Consider the following 16,264-nt stretch of genomic DNA (forward strand, 5'->3'; position numbering starts at 1 on the left):
GTGTCAGTGTCCGTGCCCGGCGGGCATCGGCTCCGAGGCGGCGGGCACCGCGGCGTATCTGCTGTCGGTGACCATCAATCCTCCAGGTCTCTGATTGGCGACGGGCCCGCCCGCAGTGGACACCGCGGCGGCGTCGTGAGTCGAGGTGTCGTGTGTGTCGGGTGGTGCGGCACCTTCGGGGCCGAAGGCGTCCCCGGCTCCGAAGGCGAGCCCGAAGACCGCGGCTAGGGCGATGGTGAATCCGACGAACTTCGATGATGCGTTCATCGTGCGAATCTCCTGTCCGGGTCTGGTGTCGATCAGGAGGCGAGCTGGTAGCCGGCCTCGTCGACTGCGTGGGCGATGGCCGTCTGCTCGATCGGGGTGTCCGAGTCGATATCGACTCGGCCGCTCGCGAGGTCGACATTCACGGCGGTCACACCGGGGATGCCGCTGATCTCCTCTCGGACCGAGGAGACGCAGTGCCCGCAGGTCATTCCGGTGACGGTGACGGTGGTGTTCATCGATGCCCTTCTTTCTTCGATTCGGAATGTGATCGAGGTCGTCGCGACCCACTTACAGATTTACCATACCCCCCTACGGTATGCAACGAGATGTGCCGCACCGGTGCTACGGCATGACCCTGGGCACTGACCGGAACACCGCCCTCGGATGCGGGAGCGGCACCCAGAATCGAACGTCGCACCAGAGCCTGCATCGGCGGGCGTCCTCGACTCCGGCTACTACGAACGCGGATTACGCGCGCGCAGAGATGCCCACAATCTTCTCGATGATGTCGCTTCCGTCCTTGCCGACGTCGAATCTCGTGCGGACAGAGTGTTCTTTGGGTGATGATCATCGTCATCGCCATACTGGCCACGATCATGCTCTTCGCATACGAGCGTTCGGCCATCACACCGGTAGTCGGTGCGCAGGCAATCCATCGGCGTTCTGTCCTGGCTGCGGTCGGCGTCGCCGCGTTGACCGTACTGGCGTTCGACCTCGGGATGGGTGGTTGGATGCTGCTGCTGCACTACACCGAGACCATGCCACCGGCCACCGATGCTGCGTTCTGGATGCTCATGCAAATCGGTATCGTCCTCGGGGTGGTCACGGGTTACCCCGTCGTCCGTCGCCTCCAACGTCACCGCAGTACCCCCGCCTGAGGTGTGGGTGGCCCGCATTCGCGTGAATGCGGGCCACCGGTCGGTGGATAGACGTGAACGGTGCCGCGTCGATACCCTCGTGTTCGGCAATCATCGTCGAGGTCTTGGGTGTGGGCAGTGCATGGGTGTGGGCAGTGCAGGCCATTTCCCGGCGTGCACTGCCGCTAGCCGGTGGCCGGTACCTCGCCGCTTTCGGTCACTGTGGTCTCGGTGGGGGGTGGGGTGAGCCGGTCGGATCGATCGAGCGCATAGAGAGCGGCCACAGATGCCGCCCCGACCAGGGTCAGTATCGCCCAGATCAGTGCACCCAGATGCGCGTCGCTGAGAAGCCCGAAGACGGCTCCTGTACCCAGATTACCGAGCAGGATGCCGACCCCGACGATGGTGTTGTAGAACCCGTAATGGGTGGCCACCAGCTTCCCGCCCGACAGGGTCACCACCGTGTCCATCTCGAACGGAAACACCGCGGCGGTGCCGACCGCCAACAGTGCAGCGGTGAACACCAGGGCGCCGGCGGCGGCCCACCCGCCCAGCGCGGCCGGGCTCGGCAGCACGATCAGCGGGAGGAACGCCAGCGCCATGATTGCCATACCGACCACCACGCTTCGCCCCGAACCCCACCTGCGGGACAACCAGGACGTGATCCGGAACTGCCCGGCGATCGCGACCACGCCGGAGACCACGAACAACGAGGTCACCAGAGCGGTGTCGGACCTGCCGTCACCGACTACTACCGCCGCCTGCAGCGGCAGCGCAAGATAGATCTGGAACGAAAGCACGTAGGATCCGATCATCGCCAGCGCGAACAGCACGAAGGGTCGGTTGGACATCACCACCCGCCAGTCCTCGAGTACCGATGTCGTGGCCCCGGCAGTTTCGGCCCGGTGCGCGGGGAGCGTCCAGATCTGCACGATCGTCAGCACAGCAAAAATCGCGGCCGCGGCCAGTGAGGTGACTCGGAAGTCGAGGGTGGTCAGCGCGAGACCGATCAACGGGCCCAGCAGAATCCCGGCCTGATAGAACACGTTGAACACCGCGAACGCCTCGACCCGCCGTGGACCGGCGTCGGCGGCCAGGTACGCCCGTACGGCCGGGTTGAACAGCGCACCGGCGAACCCGGTTGCGGCCGAGGCGAGCAGGATCGCCGGCAGCGATTCCGCGGCCGCGAGCAGTACGAAACCGGCGACCCGCAGCAGGCAGCCGGCGACGATCAAGGGTTTGTATCCGAGGCGGTCGGCGAGGGTGCCGCCGAGCAGGAACATCCCTTGCTGGGAGAAGTTGCGCATACCCAGCACCAGCCCGACCGCCCACGCCGCCAGGCCCAGGGGACCGGCCAGATACCCGGCCAGGTACGGCATCAGCATGTAGAAACCGACGTTGATGGAGAACTGGTTGACCATCAACACCTGGCTGGGCCGGTCGAAGCTACGGAACTGAGTCAGAAGGGTTTTCATCGAACGCTTTCGGTGGGATCGACGACGGTGGGATCGACGACGGTGGGATCGACGACGGTGGCGCACCGCGTCCACGACGTCACAGTCTCATCGGTGGGGTGGGCGATGGTCGTCGGCTCGGTCGGCGGGTCAACGTCGAGCAGGCCATGCTCGGTGCAGTACTCGTCGTTGTAGATGGTGTCGAAGTAGCGCTGCGGTCCGTCGGGGAAGACCGCCGCGACCCGGGTCTCCGGCGGGCTGGTGCGAGCGATCCAGCCGGCCGCGAGGGCCACGGCCCCGACGCTCCAGCCGCCGCTGGCGTGGTGCGTCGCCGCCAGGGTGCGGCACGACCACACCGCTTCGTGCGGGGCCACCCAGTGCACCTCGTCGAAGGCGGGATAGTCGATATTGTCGGGATAGATGCTCGAACCCAACCCGCGCATGAGCCGAGTGCTGGCGGGTTGCCCGAAGATCGTCGATCCGATGGTGTCGACACCGACCAGTTTCAGGTCGGGGCAGAACTGCCGGAGCACCCGGGCCACCCCGGCGGAGTGCCCTCCGGTACCCACCGAGCAAACCAAGGTGTCGACGCGGCCGAGCTGGGCGATGAGTTCGTGAGCGAGCGACTCGTACGCCTCGACATTGTCCGGGTTGGTGTACTGATCCGGGCACCACGACCCTGGATGTGTATCGAGGAGTTCACGGACCTTCTCACGCCGGGCCTGCTGCCAGCCGCCGTCGGGGTGCGGTGTGGTGACCAGTTCGACGCGGGCACCGTACGCGGCGAGCATCCGGTGCACGATCGGTTCCAGTCCCGGGTCGGTGACGAGGGTGACGGGGTGGTGATGGGTGATCCCGGCCAGGGCCAAACCCAGGCCGAGGGTTCCGCTGGTGGATTCGATGATCATCGAACCGGGAGCGAGGTCGCCGCGGGCCTTTGCTTTCTCGACCATGTGCAGCGCGGGGCGGTCTTTCATCCCGCCGGGATTGCTGCCTTCGAGTTTCGCCCAGAAACCGCGGCCGGAGTCCGCGAACGGTTCACCGATCCACAGAACGGGCGTGTTGCCGACCATCGTGCTCGGTTCCGGGCAGTTCTTGGCGGTCGCCAACATGTGGCCGGCGGAGGACGGTGGCACGAGTGTGGAGCGAACAGCACTGTTCATGAGTAATCCCTGTATGTGACCTGCGAGGGCGCAGTAAGTGAGTGATGGGCAGCACGAACTGGGCCATGAGAAGAGGAGTCCTCGGATGGCCCGCGGGCTGCTGATCAGCACCTGTTGATACAGAGTTCGTTCAAGACGGTTCGGCCGTGCCGGATCGGAATGGGTAGATCCGGTGGGGCTCGCGGGTTGCGCGGGGCAGACATCGCCACCAACACCACAGCGAAGGCCATCGCTGCGACCGCGGCGATGGTCGATGGGCGGGGCGGGTTGTCGGATCGGGGCATTGCGATGACGGTGTTCGTATCGTGCGCCATGTGGGGCGATCCGACGTCGATGTGCGCGTGGTTCGGGGAGAGTTCCGCGGCGGCCTGAGACGAGGACGAAACGATGTGTACGCCGTCGCTGTGATGGTCCTGTTCCCAGGCGATGCCGCATTGAGCGATGGTGTGAGCCAACAAATACAGGACAGCGGCGACTGCGATAACCGTCCGCAGGCGCGGCGGGCCCAGCGCAGAGATTCTCACAACGCCTCGACGGTAGCAGCCGGAAACTGGGTTGGCCCAAACCCATTCAGGGTGCCCCTGATGTGCCGCCGCCGAATCGGGCGGTCACACCGCCCGCCCGCAGGCACCACATGTTTCTGGTCACGTCGAACACGGCCAGGACGATCGGGGCGGTGATCATGATGGCCGCCAGAGCAGATGCACCCGCATATGTCGGCGTGCTGCGGCGCGGTAGAAGCCAGTCTCCATCCCGGGGTCCAGCACGCATCTTGTGCGAGCCGAGGGTGGTCCGTGCACCGGTCGATGCCCGGCCACGAAGGGCACCGCGAAGGACAAAGGGCACAGCGAAGGTGCGCGGTCGATATCCCGGGGTATGCATCGACGTCGCAGAGGCGCGGTGTCGGCGGGGGAGCCGGTCCGGGCTCACCGCTGTTACTACTATCGTGCATAGTAGCAACCGAGGGTGGTCAGGTGGCGCTATGCCGTACATGAGAAAAGAGCCATGCAGGCATGCTCGATATCGAGTCCAGCGCAACAACAATGAACCGTCACCGACGAACCCGACGTCGTGCGTTCACCGCGATAGCAGGCAGGTCATCGTCCGCGGTATCTGCTGGTGTGCTGTTGTACGCGGGCTTTCCACCTCGGTCGCTGTGGTTCCTCGCGCCGCTGGGTATCGGGGTTCTTGTTCTCGTCATCCGCGGCCGTTCCATCCGGGCGGCATTCTTCTACGGGTATCTGTCGGGGCTTGCGTTCTTTCTGCCCCTTCTGCCCTGGGTGGGCGTCTACGTCGGCGCCCCGCCGTGGCTGGCGCTCGCGGCGATCCAAGCGATAGCAGTGGCACTGTTCTGCGCTGCAGCGGCCGCAGTGTCCGGGTTGCGCTTCGAAGCGCTGTGGATCGCCGCGATCTGGACCGCCACCGAAGGTCTGCGCGCACGGATTCCGTTCGGGGGATTTCCGTGGGGGAGATTAGCTTTCGCCCAAGCAGACGGCCCTCTGCTCTCGCTTGCCGCGTTCGCCGGTGCGCCCGGTGTATCTTTCGCAGTCGCAGTGATCGGCGCGGCACTGGCAAGTGTGGTCCGCCAGGTACGCTCGCCGACGTCGCGATTCGCAGTCGGATCGGTGGCCACTGTAGTGATCGTGCCAGCTCTGGCTTTCGCGCTCACTCCCGCTGGCGACGCAGGCGCAGCGCGTGCGACGGTCGCCGTTGTGCAAGGCAACGTTCCGCGGTTGGGTCTGGACTTCAACTCGCAACGTCGAGCAGTTCTCGACAATCACATCGAGCGAACAAGGCAACTCGGGGACGACATCACCGTCGGCAGTGTGCCCGCTCCCGACCTGGTGATCTGGCCGGAGAATGCATCCGATATCGATCCGCTGCGCAATGCCGACGCCACTGCCGGGATCGACGCTGCAGCGCGGTCGGTCGGGGTGCCGATTCTGGTCGGTGCGGTCCTTGGCAACGACGACGGCACCTCGACGAATACCTCGATCGTGTGGGATCCGGTACTCGGACCGGGGGAGCGACACGACAAACGCAAACTTGTTCCTTTCGGAGAGTATCTCCCGATGCGATCTGTGATGACGGCGTTGTCCTCGTACGCCTCGCAGGCCGGTAACTTCGTTCCCGGGTCGGGCGACGGTGTCGTCGATATCGCCGGAATTCCGACGGCCGTCGCCACGTGTTACGAGGTCGCGTTCGATGACCTGGTCACCGAGTCCGTGCGTGCGGGGGCGCAGCTGATCACGGTCCCCACCAACAATGCGACGTTCGGGCGCACCGACATGACCTACCAGCAGTTGGCGATGTCGCGGCTGCGGGCGGTCGAGCACAACAGGACTGTTCTCGTTGCGGCGACCAGTGGGGTCAGTGCCGTCATCGACCCACAGGGGAAGGTCGCAGATCGTTCGGGCTTGTTCACTGCGCAGACGTTGGTCGCTGATGTTGCCCTGGAAACGAGATCGACGTGGGCGACAAAGCTGGGACCGCTTCCGGAGTACGCCGCGGTCGTTCTTGCTGTCGTGGGGTGTGCTCTCGCATGGAGAAGGCAGCGTTCGCCGGCCGATGGTCTCCGACCGTCGACGTCCGGTGCTACCGCGCTGTGAGGCACGAAACCACTGCGGGGGACATCGAACTACTAACCATGATAGTAATTACCCCACTCGTCGTGTATCTTTTCGTTATCGCGTCGTGATCCGTTCGATACATCAGTGAGGTGCGCACGTCGATGATTACGCCTCGCTCCATTCGATTACCGAGGACTCTGCTGTGGCACAACACCGTATGACCCGCATGACCGACCGACGTCGACAGTTGATGGACTGTGACGTGCAGGGAGTGGCGGTGACGCCGAGAGGGCGGCATCGCGCTCGGGCGCGCGCCACCGAGCGCCGCGGCAGTGTCGCTGTCGGTATTGCGGTGGCAGCGGGCGCTCTGGTCACGGCGGGTGCCCAATATGCGAGTCCCGCACAGGCGCAGGCAGTCCCCGTGCACGAAGCGACACCGATGCAGGACCCGGTGGCCGAATACTTGCCTCAGATCCTCGCCATACCGGAGATCTCCAATATCAACGATGCGATCGAGCAGTTGGCGAAGGGGCAACGAAGGGCAGAGGAGAGCGCTGCGCGTGATGCAGCGGCGCTGCGACCACTCGTCGTTCGTCCGGTCGCCGGGACCCTGACCTCGGATTTCGGTCCACGATGGGGGACTACGCACACCGGGCTCGACATCGCCAACGCTATCGGAACTCCCGTCTACGCGGCAGCCGACGCTACCGTGCTCGACTCCGGTCCTGCAGACGGATTCGGCCTCTGGGTACGTCTTCAACATGACGATGGAACGACAACGGTCTACGGGCACATCGATCAAACCTTGGTGACAGTGGGGCAACGAGTACAAGCCGGTGAGCAGATCGCCACCGTCGGCAATCGTGGCCAATCGACCGGGCCTCACCTGCATTTCGAGGTCGTCGACGCGGCGGGGAGCAAGGTCGATCCTCAGGAGTGGCTCGCCTCTCGGGGTGTCGCGCTGTCCGACGCGGCTGTTCGGTCGTAGGCCCCCGTTTCACCTCTCGGGCTCGCAGTAGGTACGGCGAACTTACCGGAATGCGGGCGATCGTACTGCGCTCCCGCTGAACATGTCGAGGCACCGAGGGTTCAGGTCCGATGGTGAAAACGAGACCGCAGAGACGCATCCGAAGTCAGTGCAACAGTGCGGAATTCGTTCCCATCGGCGGGCCGTGCGGTCGAGGCTCGACTACGAGTCACGGTCCGAACCGGTGATGGTGGCTCCGCGTTCCGCGAGCCAAAGTCTGGGGTCGACCTTGTTGCCGGCGGGTGTGTCGACCTCGAAGTGCAGATGTGGACCGGTGGAGATACCCCGGTTTCCTACCGTCGCAATTTCTTCACCAGCAGTGACGCGTTGACCTACGGTCACGAGGTTGTCGTTGTTGTGCCCGTAGGTCGTTACGGTGCCGTCATCGTGGCGTATACGCACCCAGAGTCCGAAGCCCTGGGCCGGTCCCGCGCTGATCACCTCGCCGTCCGCAACGGCGACGATCGGTGTACCGGTGGAGTTGGCGATGTCGATTCCTTGATGGGCGCGGCCGTCGCCGAAGGTCGAGGTCAACGTTCCTGTTGTCGGCGCACGATACTTTCCGTTGCTCGACCCTGTTGTGCCGGTAGGGGATTGCGGGGCGGCCGACGGATGATCGCCCGCCTCGGGTGTCGTGGTTTCGGGTGTCGTTGTTTCAGATGTCGTGCCGGGTGCCGACGTTTCAGGCACAGTGGCGTCGGGTTCGAGCGCGGGCAGTTCGGGCGTCGACGGGTCGGCGGCCGACTCGGGGTCCTGAGTGTCCTGAGTGTCCTGAGTGTCCTGGGTGCCTTGGGCGGTCGGTTGTTCGGTCGAGGGCTCGGCGTTCGACCTGCCGGGTGGGACCGCCGCATGTCCGCGCGACGAGGTGTGCGGGGTGGCCGGATCGTGGGGAGTCTCGGCGGCCGCGAGTGTGGATGCAAGTGTGGCGACGTCCATCGACGACACCAGTCGGGGGAGAACTGTGGGGTCGATGTCGTCGATCGGCGCGAGACAGGGGATCAGTCGCGAAAGGGCTCCCGTTGGTCCGTCAGCTGTATCGGTGGCTCCGATCGTGCCCACGAGGCAGGAGACGATGCGGCTCTGTGGGCCGGCCAGGTCGTCGAGAGCGCCGTTGGCGCGAATCTCGCGTAGTGCGCCGACGACGAGATCGAGGACCTCCTGTTGGACGTGCGGGTCCGATTGGGCCTGCGCGGGGAAGGCAGGCGGCGGCGCAGCCGGATCGGCGTCCGGGGCTGCAGACGCCGTGGGTGCCAGCGCGAGGATGCCTCCCACGAACGCGGTACCGACGAGGATGCGAGTACCCCACCGAGTTCGGTGCGCCATGTACGAGGACGAGGGCAGAGGTCTCATGTCGGTGGTCCTCCTGGACGGCAACTGCATACCTGGCAGTAATTCAGGTCGCCTTCGAGTCAAGGCGACACGCCGCATCACTATTACACCCTTTCCGCACAAGCACCATCAGTCACAGTGAATTACATCGGTAACATTCGCACCCTGCGACCCATTTCGATCGTCGGGTTGTTTCTCGGGAGCCGAAGTTCATGTACGTAATATCTTCTGCGCCAGAAGGACTCGGCGTCGCTGGACGGCCTTCATCGTGCGCCTCGATGGGGACGGTCGTCTTCGGCGAACGGCCGGAGAGCTGTGTGCTGGCACTGTGAGGCCCGAGGGCGAAGGGGACCGCGAAAGCGTTGACGGCGTGCAGGATCCACGTTGCTACTATCGAAGATAGTAGATCGTGTAGTATGACGCTGACAGACCGGAAGACATCGTCGAGGTGAACGAGACAGAGGTGCAGGGTGCAGCGGGTGACGACACGCTGGTCCCTACTTGCGATCATCGTCATCGTGACAGTTGTTGGAGCGCTGGCATTGTGGTCTCGAGATCCCTCGACCCAGTCGGTGGGGTCCGCAGGATCGGCACCTCACGTCGAGGACGAGGATCTCCCGTCGGCAGTGATCGCTACCCGTGCTGCCCTCGAGCCGTGCCCGACCTCGTCGCCGGTTCCGTCCCCCGTAACTGGCGAGCTCGTCGGTACGTCCGCACGATGCTTGGGAACGTCGGACTTATCCGATCTGGGGACCTCCCTGGCTGGGCAACCCACATTGCTCAATGTCTGGGCGTCGTGGTGCGGTCCGTGTAGACAGGAGATTCCGGTTCTGGCCCAGTACGCCGCAGAACCGGATGCGGTTCGGGTCGTCGGTCTCAACGTCCAAGACGATGCCGATGCGGCATTGAGCCTGCTCACCGAGCTGGGAGTGCACTATCCCTCGTTCGATCAGGCCGACGCGGCGTTGCAGACACTTGACGCGCCCCCTGTCCTGCCCCTGAGTTTCTTGGTCCAGAGCGATGGAACGATCGAGCGCATCACCTCGACGCCGGTGTTCTACGACCCGAGTCAGGTGCGGGAGGCGGTAACAGCGCTTGTGCGCTGATCTCAGCACGAGCACGAGCACGAGCACCAGCACCAGCAACGCGGCGAGGATCGAACGCCCGCCGGCGGACGGACTTCTACAGAATTGGGAGATGTGTATGACCGGGCAGCGGGCAGGTGCGTTCTCGCTCACGCGCCGCAACTTTCTCGCGCTGAGCGCGGCCGGAACGAGTGCCGTCGTGTTGGGGGCATGCGGCAATGGCTCGTCCGCAACAGCAGTCGTCGGACCGGACTCCGATGTGGTGGGACAGGCCGAGGACGCGCGCCGCTCGGCTACCGGCAGACAAGTCGATATTTCCTTGAGTGCTCAGCCCAGCACGATCGACCTCGGCGGAGTGCAGGTACAGACCTGGACTTTCGGCGACAGACTCCCCGGTGCCGAGATTCGCCTGAGCCGAGGTGATGTGTTGCGCGCACAGCTCGACAACCGCCTCGAGCAGGAGACGACGATCCATTGGCACGGAATCGCCTTGCGCAACGACATGGACGGAGTGCCGGGCCTGACTCAGCCGGCTGTGGCTTCCGGTGACTCGTTCGGCTACGACTTCACCGTGCCCGACGCGGGCACGTACTTCTTTCACCCTCACGTCGGTACCCAACTCGACAGAGGACTGTATGCACCGCTGATCGTCGAGGACCCCGCCGACGGCTCGGACTACGACCTCGAAGCCGTCCTGGTCCTCGACGACTGGCTCGACGGGGTAGCCGGCGACCCCGATCGAGAACTCGAACGGCTGCGCAGCGAGGGCATGTCGATGGGCGGCATGTCGATGAGCGCGCCCACCGCCCAGTCGCCTCTCGGTGGCGACACCGGCGACGTGAGCTACCCGTACTACCTGATCAACGGCAAGATCGGGGCCGATCCCATCGTGCTCGGCGGACGGCCGGGCCAGCGGCTGCGCCTGCGCATCATCAACGCAGCTGCCGACACGGCCTTCCGTTTCGCAGTGGGGGGGCATCCTCTCACTGTTACTCACAGCGACGGATTTCCGGTTCAGCCCGAGCAGGCGCAATGCTTGTTGATAGGGATGGGAGAGCGTTACGACGCAATCATCACCTTGCAGGACGGGGCGTTTCCGATTGTCGCCGCCGCGGAAGGTAAGGACGGGAGCGGGTTCGCTGTGTTGCGTACCGGGCCAGGCGCCGCGCCGCAGTCCTCAGTCCGGCCTGCCGAACTCTCTGCAGCCCCGGTGATGGCTGATCGACTGAGGTCGCTCGATACGGTCCGCTTGTCCGCACGCGAGCCGGATCGCACGTACGACATCGCTCTCGGGATGGAGATGGGCGGGTACACCTGGACGCTCAACGGTGAGACGTACGAGCAGCACACCCCCCTCGACGTTCGCGAAGGCGAAAGAGTACGACTTCGCTTCGTCAACGCCACCACGATGTTTCATCCCATGCATCTGCACGGACACACCTTCGAGGTTGTCAACGGTGCCGGATCAGGCCCCCGGAAGGACACCTCGCTGGTCTTGCCGAACCAAACTGTCGAAGTCGACTTCGACACCGACAATCCCGGCCAGTGGCTTCTGCACTGCCACAACCTCTATCACGGGGAAGCGGGAATGATGACATCGGTGTCCTACCTGGCGTGAGCCTACGGCCGCATTCGTGTTCGAGGCATGCAAACCTCTCGGACCAGGGTGCTCGCTACCGAAGGATCACGTAGCTGGCTCGTTCGACGGGATAGAGTGAACACGCGCCTAGGAGGCACTCATGCAGGGTTTGGGAGAGCTCGAAGCTCTGGTGATGGACGTGGTGTGGAATACCAGCGCCGCAGTCCGGGTTCGTGATGTCATCGATCAACTCGAGGACGGTCGAGAACCGGCGTACACCACGATTCAGACGGTGCTCGACAATTTGCACCGTAAAGGCTGGGTACACCGACAACGCAACGGACGGGCATATTGGTACGAAGCCACCCGAAGCAGGGAAGAAGCCGCCTCCGACGCCTTGCGAATACTTCTCGAATCGACCGGCGACCCGACGAGCGTGCTGCTGCACTTCGCCCGCGGCGCTTCCGATGACGAATCGAAGGTGCTCACCCGCGGTCTGAAAGAGCGTAAGAGGTGACTGCCGTACTCCTGTGGGCCCTCGGTGGGCTGTTGGTTGCGGCTGCCGCGCCATTGCTGATGAGGTCGATGATCGACAGAGGTATCGATGCGCACGTCACGCTCTTGACGTGGTCGGCGCTCGTTGTGGGCACCTTGGTCAGCATTGCGGTACCGGTCGTGCTCAGTGCGATCCCCAGTCATGGGGGCGTGACGACCCTGGTCGACATCGCACACCAATGCTGGCTCGCCCTTCAGGGCGACATACCTGCCCGCGTCGAGGCCATCGTCGGGGTTGTCGGGATTGCGATGTTGGGCTGCGGCGCAGTCCGCTGGATCATTCACCTGAGGCGCGCAGTGTGTGAGCGACGGCGAGTGTACGAGCGGCACATCGATCTGCTGCGCATCATCGCTGGAGGCGTCGGGTTTTCCGGTTCGAATCAACCCGCGTCGACCTTGTGGCTTCCGTTGGACAGTCCTCTCGCGTACAGCGTCGCGGGACGACCGGCGATGGTCGTGGCCAGCGAGGGGCTACGTACGCAGTTGACGCCTGCTGAAGTCGAGGCGGTCCTCGCACACGAACGTGCACACATCGATGGCCGGCATCATCTGCTCGTAGGCATTGCCGAGTCGGTGGCCTATGCGTTTCCGTGGCTACCGATCATGCGAGCGTCACCTTCGCTCGTGCGCGCTCTGGTCGAACTCGACGCGGACGCCCGCGCAGCCCGCTCGCACGGACGAGACCCCGTGCGGCGCGCTCTGACTTCGCTGCGCCCGCACCCTGTTCCTCTGCCCGCCCTCGGTATGGTTTCCGATGCCACCGTTGTGCGGCTCGATCGTCTCGCCGTGGACCGAGTGATCCCGCATGCTCCCCTCCGGTGGGCGCGGGCGTTCGTAGCGTGCACCGCCGTTGCCCTGCCTGCGTTACCAGTAGTGGCCCTGCTGGGGGCCATGACGTTGGCATCCTGCGCGGTGGGATGAAATGCCCCGCGCGGCACTACAGATCACGGGAGCGAGTCCGCAATACTCGCCCCTCGGCTTTCGGGTGCGGGAAGCGATCATCATGAGACCGACGAGCGCGAGGACCATCGCCATCGGATAGCCGACCGCGAGATCCTGCCATCCGGCGCTCGGAAGTGACCCGAAGCTGCCCGAGATGAATTACGACGTGGGTCGCACCGATCACGACACCCGCCATCAGGACCACCCAACCCCGACCTTGACGGCGGCGCTCACGCTTGTACTCCTCGGTGTAGAGCGCCCGCGTCCTCCGGCGGCCGCCGTCTCGTTTTTGGCCTGTCATCGCGCGCCTGCACGTCCACACGCTATTGCTCGTGAGCGAGTTGGCCGACGGAGCCGAAGCACCGCCGAGAAGGCATTCCGCAAGCGGCGGCATCCCTGCGCTGGTAGCGCTGAGCGGGACAGCATGCGCGAGAGGTTCTGATTCGGCGGTACGGGGAGGGGGCCCGTTCGACTCCGTTGCGCCCGGTGGCAAACCGATATCGACTACTTCCCGGCAGTAGCGGGACCATCGGCGAATTGTCCGGTCCCGACCTGGTAAACCCTGACCAAGACGATCTCGGCATTCGATTTCATCGGACACGTTCTGGTGATCAACCTCCGGGGTCGGCACTGCGGAAGGTGATTGATCATTCTTCGATGGTTCGTCCGGTGTGTCGCCACGCGAGCATGCCGCCTTGTAGTTCGACGACATCGGTGTAGCCGAGAGCGGCCAGGTCTTTCGCCGCGGTGGCGCTCATTGTCCCGGTACGGCAGTAGATCGCCAGCGGTGTGGTCCGGTCGGGCGGCAACGTCGCGGCCTGTTGTCGGATCTGGTCGAAGGGAAGGCTCGAGTCGGTTCCAGGGAGCTGGCCCTCGTTGGGGGTATGGACGTTGATCGTGACTCGGCCGGGATCGGCGATTGCGGCGGCGAAGTCAGCGGGATCGAGCAGTTCTGCCCGTGTAGCAACGGGCATTGACGCGGTGGGCTCAGTGGCCTCGCCGCCGGTACATCCAGCGAGTGCAAGGACGAGGACAGTCAGTATCGATGCCGGACTACGGAGCGTCGATCGGGACACCGAATGCGGTGCCATCGCATCGAGGTGATCACCGAAAGGCACACGCATAAAAATACGTTCGGTGATCACGAGAGCACCTGCGACGCTGCGAGGACGCCGATGAGGACCGCGCAGCAGATGAGCGAGACAGTGAGTCGGCCTCGACGAGTGTGCGCGTCCACTCGAAACAGAAACAGGCCTTGCCGGACCAATGTGTATGCGGCAATACTCCCCAGGAAGACCAGCCCTCCGACGGGAAGGTCGACCTGAAGTACCGCGGCGAGCGCAACTCCCGCGATCAACAGGGCTGCAGCGGCCTCGTAGAGCTGAACCGGAATCCTCCTCGTCGCCAGGGTGCGATCGGACGAAAACAGGCCCCACCGAGATCGAGTCGGACGCCCCGAACAGCAGCCCGCCAAGAAGCATCCCGGACGACCGATCGCCATGCCGAGAAACAATCCCGGGGTGGTTGCATCCAGGACTGCGCCGACGTCCATACCCCCGAGTGCTCCGCCGATGACCAAGGTGCCGAGCGAAACGAGGAGGAAGCCTTGTATGCACGCTCCTGCGCGGATGAAAGTAGATATCGGTCGACGGTGCAAGATCAAGTACCAAACCTTGGCACCGATATATCCCAAAACGCAACTCAGAGCTGAAATTGCAACAGCAGCAGCAACATTGGCATCCATGCGTGAGAGCAGGAATCCCTGAACAATCAATGCAACCACCGCTCCCGCGGCTACCAACGCCGGCCAACTCCACACCCGCACAGCGGGACCGTATGTCAGTAGCGCAGTGCGCGCGGTGAGCACAGAGTTCTGCTGCCGTTCGCTACTGTCTGCGCCCCCGTCGATGCGTCGCGCACTCACCTCCCACTCCCCGCTGGCAATGCCCTGAATACGGGTGGTCGCGGCGAACCGGCCTCCAGCGGCAGGACGTGATTTCACGACCAGAGTCCGATCGAAACCGACCTTCTCGGTCGATGCATGGCCCTCGACTTCCACCCGCGATCCAGTGAAGCGAATCGCCACGTCGTGGCTGGGCTCGGCATCGGCCCCGCCGACACCCCAGTACGTCACCGCAAGCCCCAGCGGCTCGACCTGGGAAATCTCATCGGTACAACTGGTGGCTGGTGAGCGCTTGGGTGCGTAACTCTGCGGTGCGGGCGCAACAGCTTCAGGCGTGCGGGCACGTGGGCGCTCCGGCGGCGCTGCAGTATCGATCGTCGGTTCTGCGGCCTGGGCCGACGCTCGCGGTGGGGTAGTGGAGGCCGGCGCGAAAGCCCGGGCGACAGTGGGATGGAGTGCACCGCTGCCGGGCGAGTGGCCCCTGCTTCGAAGATAATCGGCGGCGGCGACGCTGACCGCAGAATGTGGGGCCACCGCTGAGAGGGGATGCCTTGGCTGGGGCTCAGTACGTATGGCACCGGGGTGGGGAGCCGGTGGGCCGCCCCCGGATCGTGTCGCCGTGGTTCGTCGTTTGTGCGCTTTCGATCGCGACTTGCTGGATTTCTTTCCCACAGGTTGCCTCCATCATCGCCTGTCCGGGCGACGGCGTCTCGACAGCAGTCAACTACTATGCTCGATAGTAGCTGAACTACTAAGCGTTATAGTAGGAGCTGCGGGATGACCACACTCCGCAGGTCAGCAGGTGGCTGGTGCGAGAGTGAGGAGCAGCAATGATGAATATGGGCACCATGAGTGGCGGATGGACGATGATGGCAGGAATGGCCGCGTTCTGGCTGGTCGTGATCGCTCTGTTGATCTGGGGTGCGGTTCGGCTGATGTCCGCTCGCCCGCAATCGGGGGAGGACGCGCAGGAAATCCTCGATCGTAGATTCGCGGCCGGGGAGATAGATCGAGATTTCTATCGCGCAGCGGTCGCAGAATTGGCGACCGCTGCGCTGCGCAAGCGTGCCGACACTCGGTAAAGAGCAACTGCGGTGTGACGGGCAGGCATTTTCACCGCATGTGACCGAGTTTGCGGACTGGATATGTCGGTGCGCGCCGGCTGGCCGGTAGGGCAGGGCTCGCCCGGGGCCGGTGAGCGGCAACTGTCGGCGCGTTCGAAGGCGCACCGAAACGATCAGATCGAAAGTGGAACCGAACGTGAGTGATACACCCATCTACGACTTACTCAACGCTACATCGGCGTCGCCGCAGCCCCATGGTGAACGAGACAGTATCGCTCCACCGTCCGATCTGCGGCGTCAGCGATCGACCGAACGAGCAGTTCCGCGATCTTCGAGAGTCGACACGCGGGCTCGCCATGCGCGCCGTGACATGGCGTAATTCGCCCTGCCCTGCCTCCAGTCGGTGAGAAGACTCGTAACGGAAATCGCAGCGAACGCCGATGATCCACGCGCGTGTGCAGGTACGCCC

Annotated in this window: 17 protein-coding genes; 8 read left to right on the plus strand and 9 right to left on the minus strand. The window is 64.3% G+C overall.

The genetic code is table 11. The features are described from left to right. Nucleotides 1-3 precede the first annotated feature (3 nt). Both MTX34_RS19995 and MTX34_RS20000 read right to left on the minus strand, forming a co-directional pair. A complete protein-coding gene (locus tag MTX34_RS19995; protein ID WP_032375704.1) occupies nucleotides 4-267 on the minus strand; it encodes a hypothetical protein in 264 nt (87 codons plus the stop codon). 32 nt (nucleotides 268-299) lie between these two features. Then, on the minus strand, nucleotides 300-503 hold the full coding sequence (locus tag MTX34_RS20000) for a heavy-metal-associated domain-containing protein (RefSeq protein ID WP_032375705.1): 204 nt from the start codon (nucleotides 501-503) through the stop codon (nucleotides 300-302). Between the two features lie 327 nt (nucleotides 504-830). Here MTX34_RS20000 and MTX34_RS20005 point away from each other — a divergent pair, with 327 nt between their 5' ends. Then, nucleotides 831-1,145, plus strand: coding sequence for a DUF4396 domain-containing protein (locus tag MTX34_RS20005; RefSeq protein WP_094686192.1), 315 nt, complete (start codon nucleotides 831-833; stop codon nucleotides 1,143-1,145). 164 nt (nucleotides 1,146-1,309) lie between these two features. Here MTX34_RS20005 and MTX34_RS20010 read toward each other — a convergent pair whose 3' ends face one another. The 4 genes from MTX34_RS20010 to MTX34_RS20025 form a co-directional block, all read right to left on the minus strand. Continuing rightward, nucleotides 1,310-2,599 (minus strand): MFS transporter, encoded by a 1,290-nt coding sequence (locus MTX34_RS20010; protein WP_094686193.1) that lies wholly within the window; start codon nucleotides 2,597-2,599, stop codon nucleotides 1,310-1,312. Then, nucleotides 2,596-3,741 carry a PLP-dependent cysteine synthase family protein gene (locus MTX34_RS20015; RefSeq protein WP_374640103.1) on the minus strand — a complete coding sequence of 382 codons (1,146 nt, stop codon included), beginning with the start codon at nucleotides 3,739-3,741 and terminating at the stop codon, nucleotides 2,596-2,598. The genes MTX34_RS20010 and MTX34_RS20015 overlap by 4 nt, the downstream gene beginning before the upstream one ends. 104 nt (nucleotides 3,742-3,845) lie before the next feature. After that, nucleotides 3,846-4,265 carry a hypothetical protein gene (locus tag MTX34_RS20020; RefSeq protein ID WP_243597145.1) on the minus strand — a complete coding sequence of 140 codons (420 nt, stop codon included), beginning with the start codon at nucleotides 4,263-4,265 and terminating at the stop codon, nucleotides 3,846-3,848. A gap of 46 nt (nucleotides 4,266-4,311) precedes the next feature. Then, nucleotides 4,312-4,512 (minus strand): hypothetical protein, encoded by a 201-nt coding sequence (locus MTX34_RS20025; protein ID WP_141215005.1) that lies wholly within the window; start codon nucleotides 4,510-4,512, stop codon nucleotides 4,312-4,314. A gap of 272 nt (nucleotides 4,513-4,784) precedes the next feature. Between MTX34_RS20025 and lnt the strand changes: the two genes are divergently transcribed. Beyond that, nucleotides 4,785-6,350 (plus strand): apolipoprotein N-acyltransferase, encoded by a 1,566-nt coding sequence (lnt, locus tag MTX34_RS20030; protein ID WP_094642697.1) that lies wholly within the window; start codon nucleotides 4,785-4,787, stop codon nucleotides 6,348-6,350. 163 nt (nucleotides 6,351-6,513) lie between these two features. Further along, nucleotides 6,514-7,299 (plus strand): M23 family metallopeptidase, encoded by a 786-nt coding sequence (locus MTX34_RS20035; RefSeq protein ID WP_243597146.1) that lies wholly within the window; start codon nucleotides 6,514-6,516, stop codon nucleotides 7,297-7,299. Nucleotides 7,300-7,500: 201 nt separating this feature from the next. On the opposite strand, the gene MTX34_RS20040 is transcribed toward MTX34_RS20035, so the two are convergent. Then, nucleotides 7,501-8,688 (minus strand): M23 family metallopeptidase, encoded by a 1,188-nt coding sequence (locus MTX34_RS20040; RefSeq protein WP_243610574.1) that lies wholly within the window; start codon nucleotides 8,686-8,688, stop codon nucleotides 7,501-7,503. Between the two features lie 458 nt (nucleotides 8,689-9,146). Between MTX34_RS20040 and MTX34_RS20045 the strand changes: the two genes are divergently transcribed. The 4 genes from MTX34_RS20045 (at nucleotide 9,147) to MTX34_RS26030 (ending at nucleotide 12,807) form a co-directional block, all read left to right on the plus strand. Beyond that, complete coding sequence (locus MTX34_RS20045) at nucleotides 9,147-9,773, plus strand: TlpA disulfide reductase family protein (RefSeq protein ID WP_032375710.1); 627 nt, start codon at nucleotides 9,147-9,149, stop codon at nucleotides 9,771-9,773. 97 nt (nucleotides 9,774-9,870) lie between these two features. Then, a complete protein-coding gene (locus tag MTX34_RS20050) occupies nucleotides 9,871-11,370 on the plus strand; it encodes a multicopper oxidase family protein (protein WP_094662170.1) in 1,500 nt (499 codons plus the stop codon). 121 nt (nucleotides 11,371-11,491) lie between these two features. Continuing rightward, nucleotides 11,492-11,848 carry a BlaI/MecI/CopY family transcriptional regulator gene (locus MTX34_RS20055; protein ID WP_094610783.1) on the plus strand — a complete coding sequence of 119 codons (357 nt, stop codon included), beginning with the start codon at nucleotides 11,492-11,494 and terminating at the stop codon, nucleotides 11,846-11,848. Further along, on the plus strand, nucleotides 11,845-12,807 hold the full coding sequence (locus MTX34_RS26030; RefSeq protein ID WP_094610784.1) for a M56 family metallopeptidase: 963 nt from the start codon (nucleotides 11,845-11,847) through the stop codon (nucleotides 12,805-12,807). The genes MTX34_RS20055 and MTX34_RS26030 overlap by 4 nt, the downstream gene beginning before the upstream one ends. Before the next feature lie 668 nt (nucleotides 12,808-13,475). Here the strand turns inward: MTX34_RS26030 and MTX34_RS20065 are convergent. Then, nucleotides 13,476-13,952: a rhodanese-like domain-containing protein gene (locus MTX34_RS20065; protein WP_243610575.1), complete on the minus strand. Its 477-nt coding sequence runs from the start codon at nucleotides 13,950-13,952 to the stop codon at nucleotides 13,476-13,478. Nucleotides 13,953-13,969: 17 nt separating this feature from the next. Beyond that, nucleotides 13,970-15,265: a prolipoprotein diacylglyceryl transferase family protein gene (locus MTX34_RS26035; RefSeq protein WP_243597150.1), complete on the minus strand. Its 1,296-nt coding sequence runs from the start codon at nucleotides 15,263-15,265 to the stop codon at nucleotides 13,970-13,972. Between the two features lie 296 nt (nucleotides 15,266-15,561). Between MTX34_RS26035 and MTX34_RS20075 the strand changes: the two genes are divergently transcribed. Beyond that, complete coding sequence (locus tag MTX34_RS20075) at nucleotides 15,562-15,813, plus strand: hypothetical protein (RefSeq protein WP_032401334.1); 252 nt, start codon at nucleotides 15,562-15,564, stop codon at nucleotides 15,811-15,813. The last annotated feature ends 451 nt before the right edge of the window (nucleotides 15,814-16,264 follow it).

This window comes from Rhodococcus sp. ARC_M5, from assembly GCF_022810405.1.
GTDB lineage: Bacteria > Actinomycetota > Actinomycetes > Mycobacteriales > Mycobacteriaceae > Rhodococcoides > Rhodococcoides navarretei.